Here is a 26,973-nt window from a genome sequence, read left to right as displayed (position 1 = left end):
ACCATGCAAACTCGTGACGACATTTTCAACACCCTGCGCGATGCCCTGGTGGAGCTTTTCGAACTGGACCCTGAGCGCGTGACGCTGGAATCAAACCTGTATCAGGACCTGGAAATCGACAGCATCGATGCAGTCGATCTGATCGACCACATCAAGCGCCAGACCGGCAAGAAAATCGCTGCTGAAGAATTCAAGACAGTACGCACCGTCAACGACGTGGTCGAGGCGGTCTATCGACTGGTCCAACCGGCCGCATGAGCCGGCTGATTGGCCTTGGCCTGCTATTGGCGGGCCTGCTGTACCCCTTTGCGGTGTATTTCGGCATGGAGCACTTCGCCCCCTGGCAGTTCGGCCTGCTGCTGGGTAGCCTTTGGCTGGCCCGGGCATTGCTCGTCAACCGAGGGCTCGGCAAAGGCGGGGCCGGCAACCTCTGGATGGCAGTCACGGCGATCGTATTCTGCGGGTTGCTCGCGCTGTTCGATAACCCGCTCCTGCTGCGTTGGTATCCGGTACTGATCAGTGCCTTCATGCTCGGGATGTTCGCCCTGAGCCTGAAATACGGCCCGCCGATGATCGAACGCATAGCCCGCCTGCGTGAACCGCAGCTCCCGGCAAAAGCGGTGGTTTATACGCGCCAGGTCACGGTGGCCTGGAGTGTGTTTTTCCTGTGTAACGGTTTGCTCGCCGCTGCCCTGACCCTCTGGGCACCGCTGAGTTGGTGGATGTTGTACACCGGCCTGATTTCCTACGGATTGATGGGGCTGCTGTTTGCCATTGAATGGCTCATACGACAAAGGGTAAGAGGCCGCCCATGAATTGGATAACACTTGAGCAGATGTTGCTCAAGGCTCAGCCGGAGCGCGCAGTTGCTGTCGATCCGGCGCTCAGTCATTCGCAGCTGCGGGACGAGGCGCTGTGCCTGGCCGCAGGCCTGCGTGCCCGCGGTGTACAGCGTATGGCGGTGCACCTGGAAGACGCCGCCGAACTGGCCGTCGCCCTGCTCGGAGCCTGGCGTGCCGGAGTGCGCGTCCTGCTCCCTGCCGACCTGCAGGCCCAGACCCGCCAGCGCTGGTCGGCCGAGGTCGACCTGTGGTTGACCGACCAACCTGGCGACACCCATCCTGGCGACCTGCGACAGGCTCCATTGGAGCCTGTCGAACTGGACCTCGACCAATGCTGGCTGAGCCTGTGCACCTCAGGCTCCAGCGGCGAGCCCAAGCGCATCGAGAAAAACCTGCGCCAGTTGAACAATGAAGTCCAGGCCCTGGAGCAATTGTGGGGCGCCGAGCTGGGTCCGGCCTGCATGATTGGCAGCGTCGCCGCCCAGCACATCTACGGCCTGCTGTTCCGGGTGCTGTGGCCGCTGTGCGCCGGGCGACCCTTCGTGCGCCGGCAATTGGCGTTTCCGGAAGACCTGCAACGCGCCAGCCGCGAGCACCCGGTCTTCGCCTGGGTCGCCAGCCCGGCACTACTCAAGCGCATGGGCGACAACCTCGACTGGACGGCCTTGAGCTGCGTGCGCCGGGTATTTTCCTCCGGCGGCGCCTTGCCGGCCGAGGCCGCCCGAAGCCTGCAGCAGCGCCTGGGCCAATGGCCGACGGAAATATTCGGCAGTTCGGAAACCGGCGGCATCGCCTGGCGCCAGAGTGATGAACGGTGGCAGCCCTTTGCCGGTGTCGAACTGAGCCAGGACAGCGACGGCGCCTTGCTGGTCGCTTCGTCTTATCTGCCTCCCGCCCATGTGGAACATACCGCCGACGCGGCGCGAATTGACGCCGATGGGCGCTTCGAACTGCTCGGACGCCTGGACCGCATCGTCAAGCTCGAAGAAAAGCGCATCTCCCTGCCAATGCTGGAACAGGCACTGATGGCCCACGACTGGGTGAGCGAAGCGCGGCTGGGCGTGGTACGGGAAAATCGTGCCTCCCTTGGCGCCCTGCTGGTCCTGAGCGAAACCGGCCTCCTTGCATTGCGCAACCAGGGTCGGCGTGCCGTGACCGAAGCGTTGCGTCGCCACCTGAGTGGGCATTGCGAAACACTGGCCCTGCCACGGCGCTGGCGCTGGCTGCGCCAGTTGCCCCTCAACGCCCAGGGCAAGTTGCCCCAGGCCGAGGTCGAAGCCCTGCTGATAGCTCCGCGTCCTAAGACGCCCGACGTGCTGGAGCAGGTCGAGACCGACGGCGAGTGGAGCCTGCAACTGGTCGTGCCGCCGGACCTGGCGTATTTCAGCGGCCACTTTCCCACCGCCCCGGTCTTGCCCGGCGTGGTGCAGGTCGACTGGGCCTTGAGCCTGGGCCGGCAACTGCTGGACCTGCCGCCGCGCTTCGTCGGGATGGAAGTGCTGAAATTCCAGCAACTGGTACGCCCCGGCGATGAAGTCCAGCTGCACCTGCGCTTCGACCGCGAGCGCGGCAAGCTGTACTTCGCCTACCGCAACGATACGGCAGCGTGCTCCAGTGGGCGGATTGTGCTGGGAGCGGCCCATGACTGATGTTCACACCGTCCTGTGGCGAGGGGATTTATCCCCGCTCGAGTGCGAAGCACTCGCCAACGAATTGTGGTGCTGCACAGGACTTGGGGTCGCTGCGCAACCCAGCGGGGCGGTGCGACGCTTCGCTAAATCCCCTCGCCACAAGGGCTCGGTGGAAGGCAAAAGACATGCATAACCCCTGCGCCGTCATCCCCGTCTACAACCACGAAACCGCCATTTCGGCAGTGGTCCAGACATTGCTCGCCAATGGCTTGCCCTGTGTATTGGTCGACGACGCCAGCAGCCCGGCCTGCGCGGCGGTGCTGGAGCGGCTGGCCGTCGATGAGCGGGTTCACCTGGTCAGGCTGGCGGTCAACCAGGGCAAGGGTGGCGCCGTCATGACCGGCCTGCGGGAAGCCGCGCGCCTGGGCTTCAGCCATGCCTTGCAGGTGGACGCCGATGGACAGCACGACCTCGACGACGTGAAAACCTTCATCGAGCAGTCCCGCGCCCACCCGGACGCGGTGATCTGCGGCTACCCGCAATACGACGCCAGCGTGCCGAAAGGTCGCCTGTACGCTCGCTACCTGACCCACGTCATGGTCTGGATCAACAGCCTGTCCTTGCAGATCCGCGACTCCATGTGCGGTTTTCGGGTCTACCCCCTGCCAGCGACCCTGGCGCTGATCAACTCGGCGAACATTGGCAAGCGCATGGATTTCGATTCGGACATCCTGGTGCGGCTGGCCTGGCGCAACCAGCCGATGTGCTGGCTGCGCACCCGGGTCCACTATCCCCAGGACGGGGTTTCGCACTTCCGTCTGTTCCACGACAACGTACTGATTTCCAGTATGCACACCCGTTTGTTCTTCGGCATGCTGGTACGTGCTCCCCTGATTCTCTGGCGACGGTGGCGGACATGAGTCTTCAGGCTGACAAACAGCATTGGGCCGATCGCCAGGAGCGCGGCAGTTTCTGGCTGATGAAACTCACGGCGTTCGCCGCCAAGGTGCTGGGCCGTCGCCTGCTGAGCCCGGTGCTGTACGGCATCGTCCTGTACTTCTTCATTTTCGGTCGCAGCGCTCGCCGGGCGGCCTGGCAATATCAGCAGCGCCTGGCCGACTGGAGCAGCCGCTCCGAGCTGCGCCCTACCCACCGGAAAGTCTTCGGGCAGTTCATGGCGTTTGCCGACTCGCTGCTGGACAAACTCGACGTGTGGAACGGCAAGCTGAGCATCGACCAGATCGAAATCGTCGATACGGCACTGCTGCGCAATCACTTGCGTGGCGCTCGCGGGCAGATGCTGGTGGGGGCGCACCTGGGCAACCTGGAAATGTGCCGGGCCCTGGCCGAACTGGGCGAAAAGGTCACCATGAATGTGCTGGTGCATACCAAGCATGCCGAACAATTCAATCGCCTGCTGGGCGAAGCCGGTGCCACGCATCTGCGGCTGATCCAGGTCAGCGAGCTGGATCCGGCGGTGATGCTGCAACTGAGCGAGCGCCTGGAGCGCGGCGAGTGGCTGGCGATTGCCGGCGACCGCGTGCCGCTGCACGGCGGACGCAGCGTGACCGTGGACTTCATGGGCCACCCGGCCGCGTTTCCCCAGGGACCCTGGCTGATGGCCGGCCTGTTGAAATGCCCGGTCAACCTGCTGATGTGCCTCAAGCACGAGGGGCGCTATCGCGTCACCCTCGAGCCCTTCGCCGACGCGGTGGTGTGGAAGCGCACCGAACGCGAGCAAGTGATCGCCCACTGGGCCGGTCGCTATGCCGAGCGCCTGGCGCAGTACTGCCTCCAGGGGCCCCAACAGTGGTTCAACTTTTACCCTTTCTGGAAGATCGATGACGATGCCCACTCTTGAGCCGGTAACCTTCGGCGAACGCCCCCTGCGCATCGAGGACGTGCTGGCCCTGGCCAACCGTCAGGCGCCGACGCAACTGCAGGATGATCCGGCGTTCCGCCAGCGCATTGCCAAGGGTGCGCAATTTCTCGACTCCCTGCTGGACAAGGAAGGGGTGATCTACGGCGTGACCACCGGTTACGGCGATTCCTGCGTGGTGGCCGTGCCGCTGCACCACGTCGAGGCCCTGCCGCGCCACTTGTATACGTTCCACGGCTGCGGCCTGGGCAAGCTGCTGGATGCCCAGGCCACCCGCTCGGTGCTGGCAGCGCGCTTGCAGTCGTTGTGCCACGGCGTCTCCGGGGTAAGGGTTGAATTGCTGGAACGCCTCCAGGCCTTTCTCGAACACGACATCCTGCCGCTGATTCCGGAAGAAGGTTCGGTGGGCGCCAGCGGCGACCTGACGCCGTTGTCCTATGTGGCCGCGACGCTCTCCGGCGAGCGCGAGGTGATGTTCCGTGGCGAACGTCGGCTGGCCGCCGACGTACACCACGAACTGGGCTGGACCCCGCTGGTGCTGCGCCCCAAGGAAGCCCTGGCCCTGATGAACGGCACCGCCGTGATGACCGGCCTCGCCTGCCTGGCCTTTGCCCGGGCCGACTACCTGCTGCAACTGGCAACCCGCATCACCGCGCTGAACGTCGTCGCCCTGCAAGGCAACCCCGAGCACTTCGACGAGCGCCTGTTCGCCGCCAAGCCACATCCGGGGCAGATGCAGGTCGCCGCGTGGCTGCGCAAGGACCTGGCGATCGACGCACCGACCGCGCCGCTGCATCGCCTGCAGGACCGCTATTCCCTGCGCTGCGCGCCTCATGTGCTCGGCGTGCTGGCCGACAGTCTGAACTGGTTGCGCGCGTTCATCGAAACCGAACTCAACAGCGCCAACGACAACCCGATCATCGATGCCGAAGCCGAGCGGGTGCTGCACGGTGGGCATTTCTATGGCGGACATATCGCCTTCGCCATGGACAGCCTGAAGAACCTGGTGGCCAACGTCGCCGATCTGCTCGACCGCCAACTCGCCCTGCTGGTGGACGAGCGCTACAACCATGGCCTGCCGAGCAACCTGTCCGGCGCCAGCGCTGACCGGGCGATGCTCAACCATGGTTTCAAGGCCGTGCAGATCGGCGCCAGCGCCTGGACCGCCGAAGCCCTGAAAAACACGATGCCAGCCAGCGTGTTCTCGCGCTCCACCGAGTGCCACAACCAGGACAAGGTCAGCATGGGCACCATCGCCGCCCGGGATGCGATCCGCGTACTGGAGCTGACCGAACAAGTCGCCGCCGCGACACTGCTGGCGGCCAACCAGGGCGTGTGGCTGCGCAGCCGTGCCGAGGACGCTCGAGCGCTACCGCCGGCCCTGGCTGCCATGCACGAACAACTGGCCGGGGATTTCCCGCCAGTCATCGAAGACCGCGCCCTGGAAGCCGAACTGCGCCTGTGCCTGCAACGCATCGCCGAGCAACACTGGAGGCTGCATGCGTAGCCAGGGCGTGCTGCATGTCGAGACGCAGATTGTCGTGCCGTTTTTCGATGTCGATTCGATGCACGTGGTCTGGCACGGCCATTACGTCAAATACCTGGAAATGGCCCGCTGCGCCTTGCTCGATCAGATCGGCCACAACTACAACGACATGCTCGCCGCCGGGTACGCGTGGCCCGTGATCGACCTGCAACTGCGTTACGTGCGCAGCGCGGTGTTCGGCCAGGCCCTGACCGTGCGTGCCAGCCTGGTCGAATGGGAGAACCGGTTGAAGATCAATTACCTGATCAGCGACGCGCTCACCGGCGAACGCCTGACCCGCGCCTGCTCGGTGCAGGTGGCCGTGGACATCTCGACCAGGGAGATGCTGCTGGCCTCGCCCCGAGTGTTTGTCGACGCCGTCGAAAGGAAACTGTCATGAAACGCCTGCTCCTCTGGTTGTTACTGTTGTGCCTGTCGCCCCTGGCCCAGGCCTTCGACTTGCAGCAACTGAGCGAACAGCTGGGCCGCCCGGATGTCATTCACGGTCAATTCATCCAGGAAAAGCACCTGCGTGCCCTGCCCCAACCGCTCGTCAGCAAGGGCCATTTCGTCTTGGCGAAGAAACAAGGTCTGCTGTGGCTGCTGCAGACGCCGCTGCAACAGGACTACCGCATAACCGCCCAAGGCATCGCCCGACGGGACGGCAGCGTTTGGCAAATGCTGCCGAACAAGAGCGCCGGTGCCGAGCAGAACCGGCTGTTCCTGGCCGTCTTGCAGGGCGACAGCACTGGCCTGCTACGGGATTTCGAGCTCAGCCTTTCGGGCGAACCGCAGCAGTGGAAGTTGACCCTTACCCCGCGCTCGGTGCTGCTCAAACAAGTGTTCAACCAGATCAACATTGACGGCGGCGAACTGGTGCAGCGCATCGAGCTGCTGGAAACCCAGGGCGACAGCACAGTGCTGCGCATGCAGGACAGCGTCGCCACACAACCCTTGAGCGAAGCGGAGCAACATGACTTTGCCGAGTGAACGCAGGCTGCCGCGGCTATTCCTGGCACTGCTGCTGGCGGTGCTGGCGCTGGCCGGTTGGCAATGGCGCAACGGCGCGCCACTGACGGTCAACCTCATGGAGTTGGTGCCGGGCACGTCCCCCGATGCCCTGGAGCTTGTCGCTGAGCAGCGCATGCAGGAGCCGCTGAATCGCGAGGTGTTGGTGCTGGTCGGTCACGCCGACCGCCAGCACGCCATCGCCCTGGCGCAGACCCTCGGCGAGCAATGGCAGGCCAGCGGCCTGTTCGATAAGGTCCAGTGGACGCTGCAAGCCGATTTGCCGGCGCTGCGCACACAACTACTGAACGGACGACTGGCGATGCTCTCGGCCGCGGACCGTCAGCAATTGATCGAACAACCCCAGGCGTTCATCCAGCAGCGGGTGCAGGCCCTGTTCGACCCATTCAGCGGCTTCAGCCTGGTGCCAACCCAGGATGACTGGCTGGGCCTGACCGGCCGCATCCAGAACAGCCAGCCCCAACGCGGCGCAATACAACTGGACGTGGGCAGCGGGGCATTGATCGCCGATGCCGACGGCAAAAGCTGGGTGATGCTACGGGCCCGCACCCAAGGCAACGCCTTCGACATGAACCTGCCGCTGCAAGTGGCCGATCTGCTGCAACGCAGCCGCGACCAGGCAAGCCGGGCCCAGGGGCAACTACTGGCGGCCAGCGGCTTGCTGTACGCCGCCAGCGGTCAGCAACAGGCCTCAAAGGAGATCACCTGGGTCGGCGGTGGCGCGACCGTCGGCATTCTGTTGCTGCTGTTGCTGGCTTTCCGACGCCTGCGGGTATGGCTGGCGTTCATGCCGGTACTGATCGGCATGCTGTTCGGCGCAGTGGCCTGCGTGACGCTGTTCGGACGCATGCATGTCATGACCCTGGTGCTGGGCTCGAGCCTGATCGGCGTGGCGGTGGACTATCCGCTGCACTATCTGTCCAAGAGCTGGAGTCTCAAGCCGTGGCGCAGTTGGCCGGCCCTGCGCCTGACCCTGCCGGGGCTGAGCCTGAGCCTGGCGACCACCTGCATCGGCTATTTGGCCCTGGCCTGGACCCCCTTTCCGGCCCTGACCCAGATCGCGGTATTTTCCGCCGCCGGGCTGGTTGGCGCCTACCTGACGGCGGTTTGCTTGCTGCCAGCGCTACTCAAGAGCACGGACCTGCGTCCCGCCCAGTGGCCGCTGCGGGTCTGCGAACAGCTGCTCAAGATCCGTGAAGCGCTGCTGGCTCGGGTTCCCACGCCGATCCTGCTGGCGCTGCTGCTGATCTTCTGCGCCGGTGGGCTTTGGCATCTGAGCACGAAAAATGACATCCGCCAGTGGATCGGCACGCCCCAACACCTGACCGACGAGGCCCGTGAGGTCGCCCGCATCACCGGTTTCCAGCCCACCAGCCAGTTCTTCCTGATTCGTGCCGATAGTCAACCCCAGTTGCTGGAGCGCCAGACCGCTCTCAACGAGCGATTGGAACAATTGATCGGTCTGGAAAAACTCCAGGGCTACCTGTCGCTGAACCAACTGGTCAGCCCGCCAACTGAACAGCAGAAAGTACGCGAAGCCCTGGCCCGACTCCCGGCGTTCTGGCAACCGCTGCTGGAGCTGGGCGTACCGGTCGCGGCCTTACAGGCAGAGCTGGCCCAATTGCAGGCCTTGCCGGTGGAAGACATCGATGCCGCGCTTTCCGGTCCGCTGGCCGAGCCGTACCGCCCCCTCTGGCTCGGCCCGACAGCGCAAGGCGTGGCCGCGATGGTCAGCTTGCAAGGTTTGAACGACGCCGCGCTGCTGCGCTTGCAGGCGGTGGATCTGCCTGGCGTGCAATTGGTGGATCGCCTGGGCGATCTGAACCGGGTGTTCGCCGCCACCCAGATCAGCGCTGCCGAGCTGAAGTTGGCGTCCTGCGTGCTGATCGTGCTGGTGTTGATCTGGCCGTTCGGCATCGGCGCAGCCCTGCGCATCGTCGCCCTGCCGCTACTGGCCGCGCTGTGCAGCCTGGCAAGCCTGGGTTGGCTTGGGCAGCCGCTGACACTGTTCAGTCTGTTCGGTCTGTTGCTGGTGACGGCCATCGGCGTCGATTACGCGATCCTGATGCGCGAGCAGATCGGCGGCGCCGCCGTGAGCCTGCTGGGCACCCTGCTCGCGGCGATCACCACTTGGCTGTCGTTCGGCCTGCTGGCGCTGTCCAGTACGCCGGCGGTGAGCAACTTCGGCCTGGCGGTGAGCCTGGGGCTGGCGTTCAGCTTCCTGCTGGCGCCGTGGGCCGGACGCCAGGCGCATGCAGAGCCAGTGCTGGAGCCCGCCCAGTGACGATTACGCACCACTCTCACTCGAACATCGCAACCTCGGCAAGGAGTCCAAATGCCTGCAACTGAAATGGAACGTCGCCAGGTCGTTATCATCGGCGCGGGACCGTCCGGCGCCATCGCAGCCGCGTTGCTCAAGCGCAAGGGCCACGATGTGCTGATCATCGAACGCCAGCATTTCCCCCGGTTCTCCATCGGCGAAAGCCTGCTGTCCCATTGCCTGGACTTCGTCGAAGAGGCCGGCATGCTCGACGCGGTAAATAGCGCAGGTTTCCAGCGCAAGAACGGCGCAGCTTTCGCCTGGGGCGAGCGCTACAGCGCCTTCGATTTCGGCGACACCTTCAGCGAAGGCAAACCCACCACCTTCCAGGTACAGCGCGCCGACTTCGACAAGCTGCTGGCCGACCAAGCCGCATTGCAGGGGGTTGAGATCCGCTATGGCGAAGCCATCGCCAGCGTCGACTTCAATCTCGCCAAACCACAACTGGGCGTGCAGCGCGAAGACGGCAGCGAGTACCGGATCGAGAGCGATTTCGTCCTCGATGCCAGCGGCTATGGTCGAGTGCTGCCGCGCCTGCTGGACCTTGAGGCACCGTCGAACTTCCCGGTGCGCCGAGCGGTATTCACCCATGTCGAGGACCGCATCGATACGCCGGCCTTCGACCGGGAGAAAATCCTCATCACCACCCACCCGACCCAACGTGATATCTGGTTCTGGACCATTCCGTTCAGTGGCGGGCGCTGCTCGGTTGGCGTGGTCGCGGCGGCGGAGCATTTTGCCGGCCGCACCGAAGACCTCGACGCCTGCCTGCGGGGTTTCATCGACGAGACTCCAAGCCTCGCCCGAGTGCTGGACAATGCAGTGTGGGACACCCCGGCACGGACCATCGGCGGCTACTCGGCCAATGTCAAAACCCTGCATGGCCAAGGCTTCGCTCTCCTGGGAAATGCCGCAGAGTTCCTCGATCCGGTGTTTTCCTCCGGCGTGACCATCGCCATGCGCTCGGCGAGCATGGCGGCCGACGTGTTGCATCGTCAGTTGCAAGGTGAAAGCGTGGACTGGCAAGACGAGTTTGCCGTCCCCCTCAAGCGCGGCGTCGATACCTTCCGCTGCTACGTCGAGGGCTGGTACGCCGGCACTTTCCAGGATGTGATCTTTTATACCGAAGGTTCTTCCGACATCCGCCGCATGATCAGCTCGATTCTGGCCGGTTATGCCTGGGATCAACGCAACCCGTTCGTCAGCGAACCCAAGCGTCGTCTGCGCATGCTCTCGGAAATCTGTGCGAGCCCGGCCCATGAGTGAGATGAACTACCTGAGTGACAACTACGTCGAAGAAACCCGCTTCGGCTTCTGGTTCCTGCGCAGCCACACCTGGCAGCACCATGTGCTGCGCGTGGCGATCAATGACCTGCGCAGCCTGTTCAGCACACCATTGCCGGCCGCCCCGGTGCTGCTGGACGCCGGTTGCGGCCAGGGCAAGTCGTTCCAGTACCTGCGCCAGGTGTTCGCGCCACAACGACTGATCGGGGTCGATGCCGATCCCCACAGCCTGGCGCTGAGCGCCGAAGAAGCCGCCCGCCAGGGCATGGCTGTGGAACTGATCGGCAGCGACTGCGCAACCTTGGCGGTACCGGATGCCAGCGTCGACCTGTTGTTCTGTCACCAGACCTTCCATCATCTGGTGGAACAGGAAAAGGCCCTGGCCGAGTTCTATCGCGTGCTCAAGCCCGGCGGTTACCTGATGTTCGCCGAATCCACCGAAGCCTATATTGATACCTGGGTCATCCGCTGGCTGTTCCGTCATCCCATGCATGTACAGAAAAGTGCCGCGCAGTACCTGGAGATGATCCACCAGCAAGGGTTTCGCTTCGAAGCCGGTAACGTGTCCTATCCCTACCTGTGGTGGAGCCGCGCCAGGGATTTCGGCCTGCTGGAGCGTTTTGGCCTGCGCCGCCCCCGGTTGTTCGGCGAGCGGGAAGAAACCCTGGTCAACGTCGTGGCCCGCAAGCCCGTCGAAGGGGTTGAGAAATGATCCGCACCTGCCTCAGCGGCCTGCTGATCGGCTGTCTGTTGCTGCTCAGTGCCTGCGCCAGTCACGCGCCACTGCCCGAGCGCACGCCGACCCTGGCGCTGCCTCTGCAATTGCACATCGAGCGACAGTTGGCCGGGCAGCGCCAGGACTGGTTGCTGGTGATCCAGCGCGAAGACTCCGGCATTCGCTGGTCGATGATGGACCCACTGGGTATTCCCCTGGCCCGTCAGCGCTTGGTCGACAGCCAGTGGCAAGCCGACGGCCTGCTGCCGCCCAACGCCGAAGCCCGGGAGCTGTTCGCCGCGCTGCTGTTCGCACTGACACCTGAAACCGAGCTGTCCGGCAATTATCCGACCGCCCGGCAACAGGCTGCGCAACGAACCCTGGATTCCCGCTGGCAGGTGCGCTACAAGCAGCCGCTGGATTTTCAACTGAGCCTGCCCCGAGGCCCCCATTACCGCATCACACCGTTGACCGAGAGCGCTCCATGACCGCCTACTTGAATGCCCTCGGCGTGATCTGCGCCCTGGGCCGCGATAAACATGAAGTGGCGGGCAACCTGTTCGCCGGCGACTGCTCGGGCCTGCGTGTCGAATCCGGATGGGTGGCCGAGCGCGCCTTGCCGGTTGCCTCGGTGACAGGTGCTCTGGCCCCCATCCCCGATACGCTGGCCGCCCATTGCACCCGCAACAATCAGTTGCTGCTGGAAGCCGGGTTGCAGATCCGTCCCGAGATCGACCGGGCCATCCAGACCTACGGTCGTACGCGCATCGGCATTGTCCTGGGCACCAGCACCTCGGGTATCGACGAGGCCAGCCAGGGCATTGCCCATTACCTGCGCGAGCAGCGCTTCCCGGACGGTTACGACTACCAGCAGCAGGAACTCAGCGCGCCGGCCAACTTTCTCTCCGACTGGCTCGGCCTGAGCGGCCCGTCCTATGTGATTTCCACCGCCTGCACCTCCAGCGCCCGCGCCTTGATGAGCGCCCGGCGCCTGCTCGACCTGGGACTGTGCGATGCGGTCCTCTGTGGCGGGGTGGACAGCCTGTGCAAGCTCACCCTCAACGGGTTCTCGGCGCTGGAAGCGGTGTCGAACGAACGCTGCAATCCGTTTTCGGTAAACCGCAACGGCATCAACATCGGCGAGGCGGCCGTGCTGTTTCTGATGAGCAAGGCGCCGGGAACTGGAACGCCGATTGCTTTGCTCGGCGACGGCGCCAGCTCCGATGCCCACCATATTTCCGCCCCGGAGCCCAGCGGCCGCGGCGCTCGCCAGGCCATGGAAAAAGCCTTGCTCAGCGCTGGCCTTGAGGCCAGCCAGATCGACTACCTGAACCTGCATGGCACCGCCACGCAACACAACGACGCCATGGAAAGCCAAGCGGTGGCCGGGCTGTTCCCACAGGGCGTGCCTTGTTCCTCTACCAAACCCATGACCGGCCACACCCTGGGCGCGGCCGGAGCGTTGGAAGCGGCCTTCTGCTGGTTGAGCCTGAGCGTCGAAAACCCCACCGGGGCCCTGCCGCCTCATATCTGGGACGGTCAGGCCGATCCTGAACTGCCGGCCCTGGCCTGGACCCGCGTCGACAGCCGCCTGAACCCGACTGCCCCCCGTCGCTTGATGAGCAATTCGTTTGCCTTCGGCGGCAACAACGTCAGCCTGATTATCGGAGATGCCCCATGATTGACTGGCCACTCGCCGAACTGCTGCCCCACGCAGGCGACATGATCCTCATCGACCGCGTCGTGGCATTCGATGACGAGCAGATCCATACCCACGCTGTCGTCAAACCCGGAGGCCTGTTCAACCACGCCGACGGTGGCTTGCCGGCCTGGGTCGGCATCGAACTGATGGCCCAGAGCGTCGCCGCTTTTGCCGGTTGCCACGCGCGCCAACGTGGCGACGCCGTCGAGCTGGGCTTCCTGCTCGGCACCCGCAAGTTCGAATGCAACGTCGACTGTTTTCCGGTCGGTGCCAAGCTGGACATCCGCGGTGTGCGCTCGCTGGAAGACGACAATGGCATGGGTGTGTTCGAGTGCCATATCGAAGCACCCGGCATCCATGCCACCGCCCGGTTGAACGTGTTCCGTCCGCCCAAGTCTGCCCATTACCTCCATGAACCGTCCGCAACAGGAAACCAGCCATGACTGAATCCGTATTGGTCACCGGCTCCAGCCGTGGCATCGGCCGTGCCATCGCCCTGCGCCTGGCCCAGGCCGGGCATGACATCGTGCTGCACTGCCGCAGCGGCCGTGCCGAGGCCGAAGCTGTCCAGGCCGAGATCCAGGCCCTCGGCCGCCAGGCCCGCGTCCTGCAATTCGACGTGTCCGAGCGTGCCGCCTGCAAAGCCATTCTCGAGGCCGACGTCGAAAGCCACGGCGCTTACTATGGCGTGGTGCTCAATGCAGGCCTGACCCGTGACGGTGCATTTCCAGCCCTGAGTGAAGAAGACTGGGACGCGGTGATGCGCACCAATCTCGACGGTTTCTACAACGTGCTGCATCCGGTGATGATGCCGATGATCCGTCGTCGCGCCGCCGGACGGATCGTCTGCATCACCTCGGTTTCGGGGTTGATCGGCAACCGTGGCCAAGTCAACTACAGCGCGTCGAAGGCCGGACTGATCGGTGCGGCCAAGGCGTTGGCAATCGAACTCGGCAAGCGCAAGATCACCGTCAACTGCGTCGCTCCAGGGCTGATCGACACCGCCATGCTCGATGAAAACGTACCCGTGGAAGAATTGATGAAAATGATTCCCGCCCAACGCATGGGCACTCCGGAAGAAGTGGCCGGCGCGGTGAACTTCCTGATGTCCGCCGAAGCCGGCTACATCACCCGCCAGGTCCTGGCCGTCAACGGAGGCTTGTGCTGATGAAGCGTGTCGTCGTCACCGGCATGGCCGGCATCACCTCCGTGGGCAGCGATTGGGAAACCATCGCCGCCAACTTCGCCGCCAACCGCAGCGGCATCCGGCGCATGGACGAGTGGGACCGTTTCACGGAACTGAACACCCGCCTGGCCGGCCCCATCGATGATTTCAAGGTCCCGGCCCACTGGACACGCAAGCAACTGCGCAGCATGGGCCGGGTCTCGCGGCTGGCGGTCGCCGCGGCGGAACAAGCCCTGGCCGACGCCGGCCTGTTGGGCGACGAGTCGATCAAGGACGGACGCATGGGCGTATCCTGCGGCTCGTCGACCGGCAGCACCGACGAGGTCAAGGCGTTCGGCAACATGCTGCTCAACAGTGTGGCCGAAGGCCTGAACGCCAACTCCTATGTGCGGATGATGCCCCATACCACGGCGGCCAATATCAGCATTTTCTTCGGGCTTACCGGGCGGATGATCCCCACCTCCAGCGCTTGCACCAGTGGCAGCCATGGCATCGGCTACGCGTACGAGGCGATCAAATTCGGGCGCCTGCCTTTGATGATTGCCGGTGGCGCGGAGGAACTGTGTCCGACCGAAGCGATGGTCTTCGATGCGCTCTACGCCACCAGCCTGAAAAACGATGCGCCGCAGACCAGCCCGCGCCCTTACGACAAGGGCCGCGATGGCCTGGTGATCGGCGAAGGCGCAGGCATGCTGGTCCTTGAAGAACTGGAACATGCCCTGGCCCGCGGTGCGCGAATCCACGCCGAAATCGTCGGCTTCGGCAGCAACGCCGACGGCCAGCACGCCACCCGTCCCGAGCTGGTCACCATGCGCCGGGCCATGGAGCTGGCCCTGGAAGATGCGGGTCTCGAACCCTCCGCCATCGGCTACGTCAACGGGCACGGCACCGCCACCGAACAGGGCGACATTGCCGAGACCCTGGCCACCAGCAGCCTGTTCGGTGAACGCATGCCCATCAGTTCGCAGAAAAGCTTCCTGGGCCATACCTTGGGCGCCTGCGGGGCATTGGAATCCTGGTTCAGCATCGAGATGATGAACCGTGACCGATATGTGCATACCTGCAATCTCGACGAGGTCGACCCTCAATGCGGCCAGCTCGATTACCTGCGCAACGAGTTCCGGTCAATGAGCAACGAGTATGTGATGAACAACAACTTCGCCTTTGGCGGGGTCAACACTTCGTTGATCTTTCGTCGCTGGCACTGACTCCCGTTCCCTCTGGTCAAGGAGACCATGATGTCGCTGAAGAAAATCGCCGTTACCGCCGCCCTGTTGCTCAGCACCCTGCCGACTCTCAGCCAGGCCCGTGATACCGCGCTGTACCTGCCTTTCGACAAGGTCGTCGCCGAAGCCATCCGCACCGGCAAGATCGACGGCAGCGTGAAATTCTACCTGGCGGGCAACAAACCGGCCGGTAACGTCACCGTGGTCAGCCCCGGTGCGGTGACCAACAAGAAAACCAACGCCTTCAACAAATCCGACGAAGTAGCCTGCGAATGGGTGCTGCAATCGGCGCTGATCAGCCTGCACCAGGCAGCCAAGAATGCAGGCGCCAACGCCGTGACCAACATCGTCAGCTTCTACAAGAGCAACGAGCGCAAAGACCCTGCAACCTATGAATGCCATGCCGGCGCGATCATGGCAGGCGTTGCATTGAAAGGGGATCTGTCGAAGGTGCAATAAGCCCTCGGGCATTGATGTCGACTGACCTGCTGCCATCGCGAGCGGGCTCGCTCCCACAGTGGATTCTCAGTGAGCCAAACGCCTGCGCCTGGTACAGCCCCCTTGTGGGAGCGAGCCTGCTCGCGATGGCAGCAGGTCAGTCGACAGCGATGCCAACGGATCCACCGCTATCGCGAGCAAGCTCGGCTCCCACAAGGGATATGTATCCGGTACAGGTTTCTTGAAGGGCCACTGTCCCTCCTACCCCGCCCGACACCGCCACGTGCGGTATCTATCTACCACCCAGTCATCGTCCATCTTCAATAGGTTGTTCTTCCGAAAACTCTCTCAGGAAGAGCACATGTTGGAAAACACCCCCTCACGGACTGATAGCCCGACAAACCCGGGTTCCGCGCGGATAAACCTGCTGGAAACCTCGCAGCAACGGATGATCCGCCTGAACGACGCCGTCCCACGTGCCTCGAAGGTGCTGGAGGAGTATCTGGATAACTGGTTCAACAGAACCTTCCCCGCCCTGCCTGGCAACGTCACCGCCAAGGAAATATTCGTGTGCAGGCGAAAGGAAGAGACCACGACCCGCCTCAACACGCTTTTCTGGCAAGCGATTGCGGGTAGGTTGAATGTCCGCGAGTTCCTCGACGAACCAGGCAACATTGACCTCGTCATCCATCAGAATTACGCCAAGGATATGCCCACGGCCCTGAACAGCAGTGACGCCAAGCAAGAACTCAAGCAGCTGCTGAGCATCACGCCCGACTCGGGCACACAATTGTTGACCCAGGCATTGGACGACTTCTGGGCCGAACCCACCGATTTCAGTCAGAGCCGTAGCGTCAGCACTTGGCTGGCCGATGAATGGGCCGTACAGCTCAAGGCCCAGGCGGACCTCCACAAGCTGGACGGCACGCTGCGCCCGGCGATGCACAAGGCCTTGGTGGAGCGCGCCTTGTTGGCGCCAGACGCGGCGTCTCGTGGGCAATTCCCGGAATACCAGCGGCCCGGCGTCCATAGCCTGAGCCTGATCCCGCCAGGGTGGGCTGTCAGCGTGCCGGTCCCCATGGCCGTGGTGCTGACCCAACACGACAATGCCAGCGAGTCGGGTGGCGCGGTGTTGTATCGCCCGGGCGAACCGCTGCACATTCACGAGGACCTTGCAGCACTCAAGGCCAGCCTGCTGGAAGACGGCGAACCCGGAGGCGAGATCGAAACGGCACCGATTGCCGAGCACTTTCTCGTCCGCCTGGTCAGCGAACTGCGGACGGCGCAAAGGAACGCCGTCGGCAACGTTTTTCTCAATGGCCCCGCAGCAGCGGAGGAGATCGACGCCTGGATGAGCAGGCTGGATGCAATGGCGGAATTGGGCAATCGACTGGATCTGGCTGCCGCCCTGGATGAACGTGAACTGCGGCTGAGCCTGAAAAAACTCGATGACTGGTTGCACGCCAACCCCCACGTCACCGGTGGCGACCGTCTGGCGTGGTGGGAGGCGACCCAGGCGGTGCAGACAACCCTGGTGGAAACGGTCCCGGCACCAGACCCCGTGACGCTGGCCACCCCGGATGCCCTGCATGCCCGGGCCCGCACCTTGTTGGCCGGTGTCATCCGCGAGAAATACCCGCCGGTCGATCCTGAAGACGTGTCACTGAGCATCAGGAAGCAATTGGTCGATCCACATGCCCCCACGGGCGGGTCACCGTTTGGGTCCGGGATATCCCAAGGCAGCGTCAGAGGGATCATCGACGACCGCCGCTCCCTGACAGAGTGGGCGATGTCCAACCTGACCCTGGATGAACGCAATGCCCCTCGGCCCGCCATAGAAGGGCCGCTGAGTTTCGCGCAGATTGTCGAGGTCATCGAAAGGGCCAATGTCGGCGCCCGGTTGCCGACCGAGCTGCAAGTTGTAGCCCGGCAAACCCAGGCGCAATGGATGGCCTTTAAAGCACAACAGATGCGAGCCCAGGTGTGGGCGGCCCACATCTCCGGCGACCTGCGGCATGACCGCGACAATACCGGGCTGAAGCTGGTGACCGCGGCGTTGGACAGCCCCACGGCGACAGGTCGCGGCAAGGTCAGCGGGCACGAGGTGGTGGTCCGTCAGCTGCATTGGGGCGATAGCGTGCTTAAAGAAATACTGGCGTTCGGGGTCAAGACTCTCGCGAGCCGTCCATCGCTGACGCTGTACACGCCAGGGGCACCGGACGGCAAGACGTTCCGGGACGTGGATGCGGCCAGCAGCCGAACCTTGGAAGCCGCCCTGGTGCAGACCCTCACCGCCACACCGCAGATGGCTCGCTGGCTGATCTCGCACCTGCCGCTGCTGGAACAGGCCGAGCAGTTAGCCAGCCTGGTGCCGATGTCGGAGGACCTGACGTTCGAGGAGAAGATCAGGAAGGTCACGCGTTCCGTCTTCGCCTGGACCAAGGACCGGGCACAAAATGACTTCGCAAAGAAAATCGCCTCGCCGGTGGTGGAAGCGGACCTGTTCAAGGTGCTGCACGAAACGCAGATCACCCACGGGATGAAAACCGCGGAAATGCTCACGGTGTCCAATGCCGAGCGCGACAGCGCGTCCGCACAGGAAGGGCGCCGAAACGCCGTCATGCTGCTAACGGGCGCCATGTCCATGTTCCCGGTGGGCCGGTTGGGCGGCATATTGGGCCGCGCGATCCTGCCGACCATGGCCGGCGGTGCCGCGGTATCAGCGATCGATGATGAGGGCTGCAGCGTCCGTCAATGGGCCACTGATTTCATCGGCGGGTTGGGAGAGGTCATCGCCGAAGCCGGGCAGGACCTGATCATGGCCCGCGCGGGACGCCGTCGGAAACAGGCACGCCCGGCCCTGTCCTCCCTCCCCCGCATGCCGGATCCAGAGCTGGAACACTATCGGCTCAAAGGCTTCAACGGGCATGGGTTGATCGCCGAGGGACGCCACCGGTACAGGGGCGCCGACGGGCAGGGTTACCTGAAGCTTGGGAACGGCTATTACAAAACGGCGATCCAGGCCGGCGAACGGATCATCTACGCGCCGGACAACCGCTCGAACCAGCGAACGGTCACGTGGGAAAATGACCGTTGGCGCATTGAGGAGCGACATCGGTTGCACGGAGGTGGCGCGCTCCAGAGCCTGTTCAGTCGCCCCCCGGAAACCCCACGACAACGCACCTGCGAGGCCTTGGTGGAGGGCGTTCTGGTGATGAACCGCTACCCCTCCCATGAGGCGATCAGCACCGCAAAAGCCATCTTCGACTCCATGCCTGAAGCGCTGTCCGAACGCATACTGCGCGAGAGCATGGTGGATGTCGGTGCGGCCGACATCAACGCTTACCGCGCACGAATAGATGACTTGACCTGGGGGCGGGGCGACCTGTCCAGGCGCAAAGCCATTCAGATGCAACTATTGGACAAGATGAATACATGGAGCATCGTCCTCCTCAGTAGTCGAGACATCGAAGCAAACGTGTCCAACATTGACCTGAGCGAGACCCAGAAAATAAAAATATACGACACGATACTCGCGCACAGAAACGTGTTCTTTACCGAAGACCGGATCAAGGTCAACACAACGGTTATAACGGACAACATTACCGGCGCGGTATTCATGGCCTTCACCTTCCCAGGCGGGAGGAAGAAGGCGGCCATGAACAAAATAGCCAAGGACACCCGGGACATGTTGGATGCCGTGGAAGCCAGACTGGATGCCAAGACGCAGGCGCGATTCCCCGGAAATGATCCGGAAACAAAGGCAGCCCGGGAAAAATACACGGCCTCGGAGGAATACTATAACGAGTTGATTACAGCCCTGCGGGAAGAGAAGCTGCGCAGGCACAAACCCGGACTGCTGACGGAAATCAGAAACAATCGAGTGCCCTATATCATTGCCAACAAAGGGCGGACACAACGCAACGTCATGCTGCTCACTGGGGAAGACATCACGGACTTCAGCCGTACACTGGCCAACTACGAACCGTTCGATATCGAGATCGTGACCCAGGCTCGAACCCACAAAGTGGAAGGTACACCGTCCACCGTCACCCCTGCGGTTCTACCCACTCCATCGCCGGCACCGGACAGGTTCACCGTCACCACCAGCCCATTGGCCGAAGCCCAGATGTCCTACGCCAGCTTCTCAGAGGCGGCGAAAACCAGGGTCCGAGTCATCACCGAAGATATTCGCGCGGGAAGGGTAACCACCAAGAAGAGCAACCGATATTACTGGTACACCATGGCCCAACTGACCCCGGGCGGTGGCAAAGGCGCATGGCGCGCCGCGTTTGAACGCGAGGGCGATAGCTGGATACTCCGAGGGTTCTACGACTACCACGCCAATGGCCCTGCGACGGTTTGGGAAGGCTAAGAAAAAGGGCGCCGAGACGCGTAATGCCAGTCAGTTAAGGATCAAACGGCACAAAACCTGTGGGAGCAGCTTTGCTCCCACAGGTTTGTGGCTTAACTGATCGGCATTAGCCCAAAGGCGGCCTTTTTCAAGCCGTCCTTTCAGAACCGGAAATACCGGTATTTTTAGCCAATAACTCCACAAACGCCTTCGCCATCGGCGAACGCTGGTCCTTACGCTGCACCAACCACACCGCCGACACCGCCGCCGGATCGAGCAATGGCCGGTAGACCACGCCATCGACCCGTATCCGTTGGTAAGACGCCGGCAATACCGAAACCCCCAGCCCTGCCGCCACCAGGCCAATGATGGTCATGGCTTCGCCGGCTTCCTGGGCAAAGTGGGGGCTGAAGCCGGCGTCACGGGCCAGGCTCAGCAGTTGTGCATAGAGGCCGCTGCCGTAACTGCGGGGGAAGAACACGAACGGCTCCTGGGCCAGTGCCGAAAGAAACAGTCCCTCGTCACTGCTCTGGGCCAGCGGATGCTTGGCACTGAGCACCGCCACCAGCGGTTCGCGGCTGAGTTCGATTTCGCTCAAGGCATCGGGCAGCGGCAGGGGCCGCATGATGCCGATCTCGATCGTTTCATCCAGCAACGCATCGGCCACCTGGGTACTGCTCATTTCCCGCAGATTCAAGTGCACGGCAGGGAACCGCTGGCGAAACGAAAAAATCGCCTGGGGAATGGTGGAGTTGAATGGCGCCGAAGAGGTGAAACCGATCTTCAACTCACCCAGTTCTCCCAGCTGGGCACGCCGAGCCACGTCGGCGGCCTTGTCAACCTGGGCCAGCACCCGCCGTGCTTCTTCGAGGAACAGCCGCCCGGCTTCGCTCAACTCGACCCGACGATTGGTGCGTTCGAACAAGCGCGCGCCGATCTCCTGCTCCAGCGCCTGGATCTGCTGGCTCAGGGGCGGCTGGGAAATACCCAAAGCCAGCGCGGCGCGGCCGAAATGCAGCTCCTCGGCCACGGCGATGAAGTAACGCAAGTGACGCAGTTCCATGGGCCATCCAATAGGTCGCTAAACGTCTTAAACAGGTCGAACAATATATTGGATAGAAACGTTAGTCAGCTATATGCTTTTTTCATTGCCTGCCTGATCGTGCTCTTGCGAGGTCCATCGTGAAAACTGCTGTCGCGCCACTGGCCCCTGAAATCCCCTCCCGCGTGCAGGACGCCGTCGTTACCGAATTGAAGGACATCTACATAGAAAAAGGCACGCCGATGTTCATGCGCACGGTACTGGCGCTGTTCTGCGGTGGCTTCGCAACCTTTGCCCTGTTGTATTGCGTGCAGCCGATGATGCCGTTGCTGTCCAGGGAGTTTTCCGTCAATGCGGCGCAAAGCAGCCTGATCCTGTCGGTGGCGACCGGCCTGCTCGCCGTCGGCCTGTTGATCACCGGGCCGATTTCCGACCGCATCGGCCGCAAGTCGGTGATGGTCACCGCATTGTTCGCCGCCGCACTGTGTACCGTGGCCAGCGCCATGATGCCGACCTGGCATGGCGTACTGCTGCTGCGGGCCTTGGTGGGGCTGTCGTTGAGCGGATTGGCCGCCGTTGCGATGACGTACCTGAGTGAAGAGATCCATCCCAAGCACATCGGCCTGGCGATGGGGCTGTACATCGCCGGCAACGCCATCGGTGGCATGTGCGGACGCCTGATCACGGGCGTGCTGATCGACTTTGTGAGCTGGCACACCGCGATGCTGGTGATCGGCAGCCTCGCCCTGATCGCCGCGGCGGTGTTCTGGAGAATCCTGCCCGAGTCGCGCAACTTCCGGCCACGCTCGCTGCATCCACGCAGCTTGCTGGACGGCTTCACCCGGCACTTTCGTGATGCCGGCCTGCCGTTGCTGTTTCTCGAAGCCTTCGTGCTGATGGGCGCCTTCGTAACGCTGTTCAACTACATCGGCTACCGCCTGCTGGCCGAGCCCTATCATCTGGACCAGGCCTTCGTTGGTCTACTGTCGCTGGTGTACCTGTCGGGCATCTACAGCTCGGCCAAAGTCGGCGCACTGGCTGACCGGCTCGGCCGACGCAAAATGCTCTGGGCCACCATCGCACTGATGCTCGCCGGTCTCGCCCTGACCATGACGACGCCCCTGGCGCTGGTGATCCCAGGCATGCTGGTCTTCACGTTCGGCTTCTTTGGCGCCCACTCGGTCGCCAGCAGTTGGATCGGCCGCCGTGCCCTCACCGCCAAGGGCCAGGCATCGTCGCTTTATCTGTTCAGCTATTACGCCGGTTCGAGCGTGGCCGGCACCGCCGGCGGCGTGGCCTGGCACCTGGGTGGATGGAACGGAGTCGGTCTGTTCATCGGTGCGTTGCTGCTGGTGGCGTTGTCGGTGGCGGTAAAACTGGCGAAATTGCCGGTGCTGCCAGGAAACATGCCGGTCTGAACACCACCTGTGGGAGTAAAGTTTGCTCGCGATTGCGGTAAGTCAGCCAGCAACAAAGTCGGCTGGTCTGCCCCATCGCGAGCAAGCTTCGCTCCCACAGGGTTTGCGCCGTTTGATTTCTAACTGACTGGCATCAGGCACATGTCCAGCCAATCACTGACGCAACACCACCCGCGCCTCCAACATGCCATTGCGTGCTTCCAAGGCCAACGACCGCACGGCCGCACCGTCCCGTTCGTGACGATCCAACCAATGCAGCAGCGGATTGGCATCGCCAGTGACGGTGAGCCGTAACGAATCGCCCTCGATCTCCATTTCGGCTATGTCCAATCCCGCCGCTGTCGCACCGTCGTTGACTCGTACCGATAACGGACGCAGAGCGGCGCTCGCGCCCCGGTCGGGCTCGGCGCGCTGGATCCGTGCAGTCAGTTTCGCCTGTTGGCGATACTGGCGCTCGGCAATCTCCAGGCGTTGGCGGGTGGGTTGCCAGATCGACGTATAACCCACCCCCATCAGGACCACCCCGGCGAGGCCCAGCAACAACCGTTGCTCGCGGCCAGACATGCTTGCCCAGGCCTGCTTCAGGCGCGTCCATCCACTGAGACTCATCAACTGTCCTCCAGGGTGAGGGTCGCCTGTACCCGGTTGTTCTGCTTGCTGGCGCTGCCCAAGGTAATGGACAGACCGTTTTGCTGCCCGCGTTCACGCAGTTGCTCAAGCTCGATGAAGCTGTTGGCGGTCAGCTGGATTTTCCAGCCTTCGTGCTCTCGGTACTCGATCTGCTGCACCTCGACATGACTGGCGCCAAGCACCTGTTCAGTCAGGCGGGCCAGCCGACTGACCTGGGTGACCTGGTTTTGACCGCGACGCTGCTGCAATGCCTGGAACTGCGCCGCCAGGTCAACGCTGGGATCCTGCCCGGGATAGAGCGACCTGAATTGCTGCTCGCCTTGCGCATACAGGCGTCGGGTTTCATTGTGCAGAAAACCGATGCGGGCTTCATCGAACGCCCAGGTCAGCGCAAACATGCCCAGCACGGCCATCGCCGAACTGCGCCAGGGTAGACGCTGACGCCGCCGCCGGAATTCACCCTGCAACAGGTTGATGGGATGTCCCTCGGTGCTCAGCAACCACTCGTCGATGCCGGGGCGGTCAGTCGCCTCGTCCAGCCAGTGGATGTCCCCGGACAGACTCGGCTTGAGCGTTGCCAAGGCTTGGACCGACAGCGCCATCCGCGCCGGTAGCGCTCCACCCAGCAGCCAGCGACCGAACCAGCGCACCCCGAAAGCCTTGTCCTCAGCGATCAGCTCAGCATCGACATGGATCGCCCGGGCATCAATGCCATGGGCGTCGAGCAACGCCAGCAGTGCCTGGAACCGGGCCCGCTGGATCACCAGCAGCGGATAGCGCTGCTGACGGTCCCGTAGACCAACGCCAATGTGCAGCGCCTCTAGGTTCTCGCTCAGTTGCTCTTCGATGGCGAATGCCAGGGCCTGGGGTCGGGGTTGGCGTCGAGAGGGCCAGGGATCGCTACGCATCCAGCTGCACATTTCCATCGGCAACAGCACATCGACGACCCGCCCGCTCAACTCGCGAGCGGCTTCGTGCAAAGGCAGGCAGCGGCGTTCACCCGAGGGCGACCACACACAGCAACGCCAATTGGCGCACGGGGCACCCATGCCTTCGGCGGTCAGGTAAAGCCAGGTTTTCATCAAGGAAGCTCACTGGGGCTGATGGGTAAGAAACGGCGCTGGCGAACACTCCAGAGGCCAGTCACCGGATCACGCTCGATGTCCGAGGCCAGGCGCAGGTGGCGGTTCGCTTGAGTCACGTTCACGGTGATCCGGAACCAGCGGCTGCTCACGCCCAAGCCATGGCTGCTCAGGCCCAGGCCGGACAACAATGGGTCGCCAGTGAACGCCTGGACACTGGCGTAGGGGGTGTCGGCACGCCGCGCGATCACGGCGTTTGCAGCGCCGACGTCCATGCCGTCCAAGGCCATCAGGACACGCTGCGGTGCGGTATTGATATTCAGTTGCGCGTCCATGGGCAGCACTGCCACCCACGGTTCCAGGCGTTGCAGGGTCTGACCGTCGATACCGGGTAACAAACGCAGCTGACTCAACTCCTGGACGGCTCCGACCTGGGGCAACGACAGCGCCGGTAAATCCAGCAGGGTGAGCAACCGGGCCCACCGTCCCAAGGTCACTTGATCGATCTGCCCGCGGGCCAACAATGGATTGAGGTTCAGACGCCCGGACAGGTCTTCGATATCAACGTCGATTCCGGTGTCATCCAGCGCCAGGGAAAGCGCCAGCCGGGCCCAGTCCTGGCTCAGGTCGACGGGCCCGGCCTGGGTGTCCACGCTGTCTTCCAGCACGGCGCGCGCCCAGGCCTCGGCGGCCAGGCCCAATTGGCGCAATTGGACCTGTTGCAGCTGCTGCGCGCTGCTGTGCAACAACAGGCGATGGCTGCGCAACATTCCACCGACCAGCAACAACGCCAGGCTCAACACCAGCAGCATACTGATCAATGCCACCCCGCGTTGATGCGTCATGGCAACGCTCCCGGCAACAGCAGGACCCGACGGATCTGTTCGAAGCGCCCCGTCGACACGTTCAGTTCCAATGCCAGCGGCCAGCCGTCGCCCGCGGCTTCGCCGTGCCAACCCCGTTGCGAATCAAACAGGCGCCAACTCAGGCTGCGGACATCATCGAGCAGTTTCTGCCGCTGCAGGGTGGCCGTTCCCTCGCCAAAGCTGTCGCGCCACAACGCTGCACCTTCGAGCCGATAACTCACCGTCTGTCGTTCGCTGCGGGGCTGGTCCAGTGGATTGCGCCAGTGGCTGCGCTGCAATTGCAGGTGCCCCGGCGCGAGCACGACAGACCCGGCCACGGCCTGCCATGCATCGCGCTCGATCACGCCCACGGCGCGCTGCAAGGCCCTGATTTCGCGCTCATGCTGACCGGCCCCTTGCTGAGTACGCACGACGGCGTCGAACAAACGCCAACCGGCGAGGCCGAGCAACGCAAAAAGGGCGATGACGATGACCAGTTCCAACAAGGTGAACCCTGACTGTCTATTCATGACGGTTGCGGATCCACCCGGTCACTTGGTGTAGGGCGGACGAGCCGTCGGCGCGGCTGACCTGGATCTCGACTTGAAGCAGACGCGGGTCGCGGGCCGCGGCGATACGCTGTTGCAAGGTCCAGTCGCGACGATCCATGGATCGGGTCAGGTGCTGGCGGCCCGGCGCAGCGGCGGCTTGCAGGCGCAGCTCGCTCAACTGGTTGTCGGCCAGCCAGGCGCCGAACAGGCGTTCCTCGAGCACGACACTTTGCCTGAGCACAAACTGGCTGGCCGACAGCGCCGCCGCTGCCACCGTCGCAAAAATCGTCAGGGCGATCATGACCTCCAGCAAGGTAAATCCCTTGCAAGCGGCCGGTCCGCGAAACTCACTCATCAATAGACAGCTCCGCCAGACCATCGCTCGACACCCGCGCGATACGCTGGCCGGCGACTTTCACCAGCAACCTGAACGGGCTGATCTCATCGCTGCTGAGCATCAGCAATTGCGGTGCGCCTGGCGTCTCGTCAAGGACCCAGACATGACCGTCCTGCTCCAGCCCCAGCGTCATGCCTTCAGGTAACCGCTGCATGGGCGCCACCGCGGTCCAATCGCGAACGTCGAGTCGCACGGCCTGATAGCCGCGAGGCTGTACCCGCACACCGTATTCCAACCCATCCAGCACCGCTCGCTCGCGCAACTGCTGCACCACACGGACGAAGTCCTGGGCTTGCTGTCGGGCCTCACGCGCCGGGCTCGGCCCGATGGCGAGGCTGACCATACCCACCAAGACCCCAATCAAGATAATCACGACCATCAGCTCAAGCAACGTGAACCCCCTGCAGCGACGGCCCATGCTCATTCGCCCCAATTGCCGATGTCGGCCGCCGCGCCGTCACCGCCCGGCTCGCCATCGGCACCCAGCGAGTACAGGTCGTAGCTGCCATCGGCGGTCTTGAGACCAGGGTTGAGATATCGGTAGGGCGTGCCCCAGGGATCGATCGGCAGGCTTTTCAGATAGCCCTGTGGGTTCCAGTTTCTTGCCGCAGGCGTGCCGGACGGACGTTTACTCAGTGCATCGAGGCCTTGCCGGGTCGAGGGGTAATGGAAATTGTCGAGCCGGTACATTTCCAGCGCCGTGGAAATCGCCTGGATATCGGTGCGGGCGGCCGTGATCTTGGCTTGATCGGGGCGGCTCATGAACTGCGGCACCACCATGGCGCCCAGCACGCCGATGATGACTACCACCACCATGATTTCGATCAGCGTAAAGCCGCGTTGCAGGCGTGCGGGCCGGTTGTTTTGAAGTTTCATC

Annotated in this window: 27 protein-coding genes; 19 read left to right on the top strand and 8 right to left on the bottom strand. The window is 63.3% G+C overall.

All coding sequences use genetic code 11. The features are described from left to right. The first annotated feature begins 3 nt into the window (after positions 1-3). The 18 genes from QZH45_RS03155 to QZH45_RS03070 all read left to right on the top strand — a co-directional run bounded on the left by QZH45_RS03155 (position 4) and on the right by QZH45_RS03070 (position 20,152). Positions 4-258: an acyl carrier protein gene (locus QZH45_RS03155; protein ID WP_024779866.1), complete on the top strand. Its 255-nt coding sequence runs from the start codon at positions 4-6 to the stop codon at positions 256-258. After that, positions 255-815 (top strand): membrane protein, encoded by a 561-nt coding sequence (locus QZH45_RS03150; RefSeq protein ID WP_024779867.1) that lies wholly within the window; start codon positions 255-257, stop codon positions 813-815. The genes QZH45_RS03155 and QZH45_RS03150 overlap by 4 nt, the downstream gene beginning before the upstream one ends. Continuing rightward, positions 812-2,491, top strand: a complete 1,680-nt coding sequence (locus tag QZH45_RS03145; protein WP_024779868.1) for an AMP-binding protein — start codon at positions 812-814, stop codon at positions 2,489-2,491. The genes QZH45_RS03150 and QZH45_RS03145 overlap by 4 nt, the downstream gene beginning before the upstream one ends. A 167-nt stretch (positions 2,492-2,658) precedes the next feature. Further along, positions 2,659-3,393: a glycosyltransferase family 2 protein gene (locus QZH45_RS03140; protein ID WP_024779869.1), complete on the top strand. Its 735-nt coding sequence runs from the start codon at positions 2,659-2,661 to the stop codon at positions 3,391-3,393. Continuing rightward, positions 3,390-4,334, top strand: a complete 945-nt coding sequence (locus QZH45_RS03135) for a glycosyl transferase (protein WP_024779870.1) — start codon at positions 3,390-3,392, stop codon at positions 4,332-4,334. Before QZH45_RS03140 ends, QZH45_RS03135 begins: the two co-directional genes overlap by 4 nt. Continuing rightward, the gene (locus tag QZH45_RS03130; protein WP_024779871.1) at positions 4,315-5,859 is read left to right on the top strand and encodes an HAL/PAL/TAL family ammonia-lyase; all 1,545 of its coding nucleotides are present in this window, start codon (positions 4,315-4,317) and stop codon (positions 5,857-5,859) included. Before QZH45_RS03135 ends, QZH45_RS03130 begins: the two co-directional genes overlap by 20 nt. Further along, positions 5,852-6,277 carry an acyl-CoA thioesterase gene (locus QZH45_RS03125; RefSeq protein WP_024779872.1) on the top strand — a complete coding sequence of 142 codons (426 nt, stop codon included), beginning with the start codon at positions 5,852-5,854 and terminating at the stop codon, positions 6,275-6,277. The genes QZH45_RS03130 and QZH45_RS03125 overlap by 8 nt, the downstream gene beginning before the upstream one ends. Continuing rightward, on the top strand, positions 6,274-6,867 hold the full coding sequence (locus QZH45_RS03120; RefSeq protein ID WP_024779873.1) for an outer membrane lipoprotein carrier protein LolA: 594 nt from the start codon (positions 6,274-6,276) through the stop codon (positions 6,865-6,867). The genes QZH45_RS03125 and QZH45_RS03120 overlap by 4 nt, the downstream gene beginning before the upstream one ends. Next, the gene (locus QZH45_RS03115; protein ID WP_024779874.1) at positions 6,851-9,190 is read left to right on the top strand and encodes an MMPL family transporter; all 2,340 of its coding nucleotides are present in this window, start codon (positions 6,851-6,853) and stop codon (positions 9,188-9,190) included. Before QZH45_RS03120 ends, QZH45_RS03115 begins: the two co-directional genes overlap by 17 nt. A 51-nt stretch (positions 9,191-9,241) precedes the next feature. Beyond that, positions 9,242-10,492 carry an NAD(P)/FAD-dependent oxidoreductase gene (locus tag QZH45_RS03110; protein WP_024779875.1) on the top strand — a complete coding sequence of 417 codons (1,251 nt, stop codon included), beginning with the start codon at positions 9,242-9,244 and terminating at the stop codon, positions 10,490-10,492. Position 10,493: 1 nt separating this feature from the next. Then, a complete protein-coding gene (locus QZH45_RS03105) occupies positions 10,494-11,222 on the top strand; it encodes a class I SAM-dependent methyltransferase (RefSeq protein WP_024779876.1) in 729 nt (242 codons plus the stop codon). Further along, positions 11,219-11,713 carry a DUF3261 domain-containing protein gene (locus QZH45_RS03100; RefSeq protein ID WP_024779877.1) on the top strand — a complete coding sequence of 165 codons (495 nt, stop codon included), beginning with the start codon at positions 11,219-11,221 and terminating at the stop codon, positions 11,711-11,713. Before QZH45_RS03105 ends, QZH45_RS03100 begins: the two co-directional genes overlap by 4 nt. Next, positions 11,710-12,906, top strand: a complete 1,197-nt coding sequence (locus QZH45_RS03095; protein WP_024779878.1) for a beta-ketoacyl-[acyl-carrier-protein] synthase family protein — start codon at positions 11,710-11,712, stop codon at positions 12,904-12,906. Before QZH45_RS03100 ends, QZH45_RS03095 begins: the two co-directional genes overlap by 4 nt. After that, a complete protein-coding gene (locus QZH45_RS03090) occupies positions 12,903-13,370 on the top strand; it encodes a hotdog family protein (protein ID WP_024779879.1) in 468 nt (155 codons plus the stop codon). Before QZH45_RS03095 ends, QZH45_RS03090 begins: the two co-directional genes overlap by 4 nt. Beyond that, positions 13,367-14,095: a 3-oxoacyl-ACP reductase FabG gene (gene fabG / locus QZH45_RS03085; RefSeq protein WP_024779880.1), complete on the top strand. Its 729-nt coding sequence runs from the start codon at positions 13,367-13,369 to the stop codon at positions 14,093-14,095. The genes QZH45_RS03090 and fabG overlap by 4 nt, the downstream gene beginning before the upstream one ends. Further along, complete coding sequence (locus QZH45_RS03080; protein ID WP_033034765.1) at positions 14,095-15,321, top strand: beta-ketoacyl-ACP synthase; 1,227 nt, start codon at positions 14,095-14,097, stop codon at positions 15,319-15,321. The genes fabG and QZH45_RS03080 overlap by 1 nt, the downstream gene beginning before the upstream one ends. Positions 15,322-15,351: 30 nt before the next feature. Beyond that, complete coding sequence (locus QZH45_RS03075) at positions 15,352-15,798, top strand: hypothetical protein (RefSeq protein ID WP_024779883.1); 447 nt, start codon at positions 15,352-15,354, stop codon at positions 15,796-15,798. Positions 15,799-16,138: 340 nt separating this feature from the next. Continuing rightward, positions 16,139-20,152, top strand: a complete 4,014-nt coding sequence (locus tag QZH45_RS03070; protein ID WP_024779884.1) for a dermonecrotic toxin domain-containing protein — start codon at positions 16,139-16,141, stop codon at positions 20,150-20,152. 127 nt (positions 20,153-20,279) lie between these two features. Here QZH45_RS03070 and QZH45_RS03065 read toward each other — a convergent pair whose 3' ends face one another. Beyond that, complete coding sequence (locus QZH45_RS03065; RefSeq protein WP_024779885.1) at positions 20,280-21,194, bottom strand: LysR family transcriptional regulator; 915 nt, start codon at positions 21,192-21,194, stop codon at positions 20,280-20,282. 119 nt (positions 21,195-21,313) lie between these two features. On the opposite strand from QZH45_RS03065, the gene QZH45_RS03060 reads away from it, so the two are divergent. Continuing rightward, on the top strand, positions 21,314-22,591 hold the full coding sequence (locus QZH45_RS03060) for an MFS transporter (RefSeq protein WP_024779886.1): 1,278 nt from the start codon (positions 21,314-21,316) through the stop codon (positions 22,589-22,591). Between the two features lie 153 nt (positions 22,592-22,744). Here the strand turns inward: QZH45_RS03060 and gspM are convergent, their stop codons facing one another. The 7 genes from gspM to gspG are packed head-to-tail and all read right to left on the bottom strand — an operon-like array spanning position 22,745 to position 26,972. After that, on the bottom strand, positions 22,745-23,200 hold the full coding sequence (gene gspM, locus QZH45_RS03055) for a type II secretion system protein GspM (protein ID WP_024779887.1): 456 nt from the start codon (positions 23,198-23,200) through the stop codon (positions 22,745-22,747). Continuing rightward, entirely contained in the window at positions 23,200-24,303 is a 1,104-nt protein-coding gene (gene gspL, locus QZH45_RS03050) for a type II secretion system protein GspL (RefSeq protein ID WP_024779888.1), read from the bottom strand. The genes gspM and gspL overlap by 1 nt, the downstream gene beginning before the upstream one ends. Further along, on the bottom strand, positions 24,303-25,148 hold the full coding sequence (locus QZH45_RS03045) for a type II secretion system protein GspK (protein ID WP_024779889.1): 846 nt from the start codon (positions 25,146-25,148) through the stop codon (positions 24,303-24,305). The genes gspL and QZH45_RS03045 overlap by 1 nt, the downstream gene beginning before the upstream one ends. Then, on the bottom strand, positions 25,145-25,678 hold the full coding sequence (locus tag QZH45_RS03040; RefSeq protein WP_024779890.1) for a type II secretion system protein GspJ: 534 nt from the start codon (positions 25,676-25,678) through the stop codon (positions 25,145-25,147). Before QZH45_RS03040 ends, QZH45_RS03045 begins: the two co-directional genes overlap by 4 nt. After that, the gene (gene gspI, locus QZH45_RS03035; RefSeq protein WP_024779891.1) at positions 25,671-26,054 is read right to left on the bottom strand and encodes a type II secretion system minor pseudopilin GspI; all 384 of its coding nucleotides are present in this window, start codon (positions 26,052-26,054) and stop codon (positions 25,671-25,673) included. Before gspI ends, QZH45_RS03040 begins: the two co-directional genes overlap by 8 nt. Then, a complete protein-coding gene (gene gspH, locus QZH45_RS03030) occupies positions 26,047-26,514 on the bottom strand; it encodes a type II secretion system minor pseudopilin GspH (protein WP_024779892.1) in 468 nt (155 codons plus the stop codon). Before gspH ends, gspI begins: the two co-directional genes overlap by 8 nt. 2 nt (positions 26,515-26,516) lie before the next feature. Further along, entirely contained in the window at positions 26,517-26,972 is a 456-nt protein-coding gene (gspG, locus tag QZH45_RS03025) for a type II secretion system major pseudopilin GspG (protein WP_024779893.1), read from the bottom strand. Position 26,973 lies beyond the last annotated feature (1 nt).

The sequence above is a fragment of the Pseudomonas corrugata genome, assembly GCF_050920615.1.
In the GTDB taxonomy this organism is placed as follows: domain Bacteria; phylum Pseudomonadota; class Gammaproteobacteria; order Pseudomonadales; family Pseudomonadaceae; genus Aquipseudomonas; species Aquipseudomonas corrugata.
This window is presented reverse-complemented; position numbering and strand designations above follow the sequence as displayed.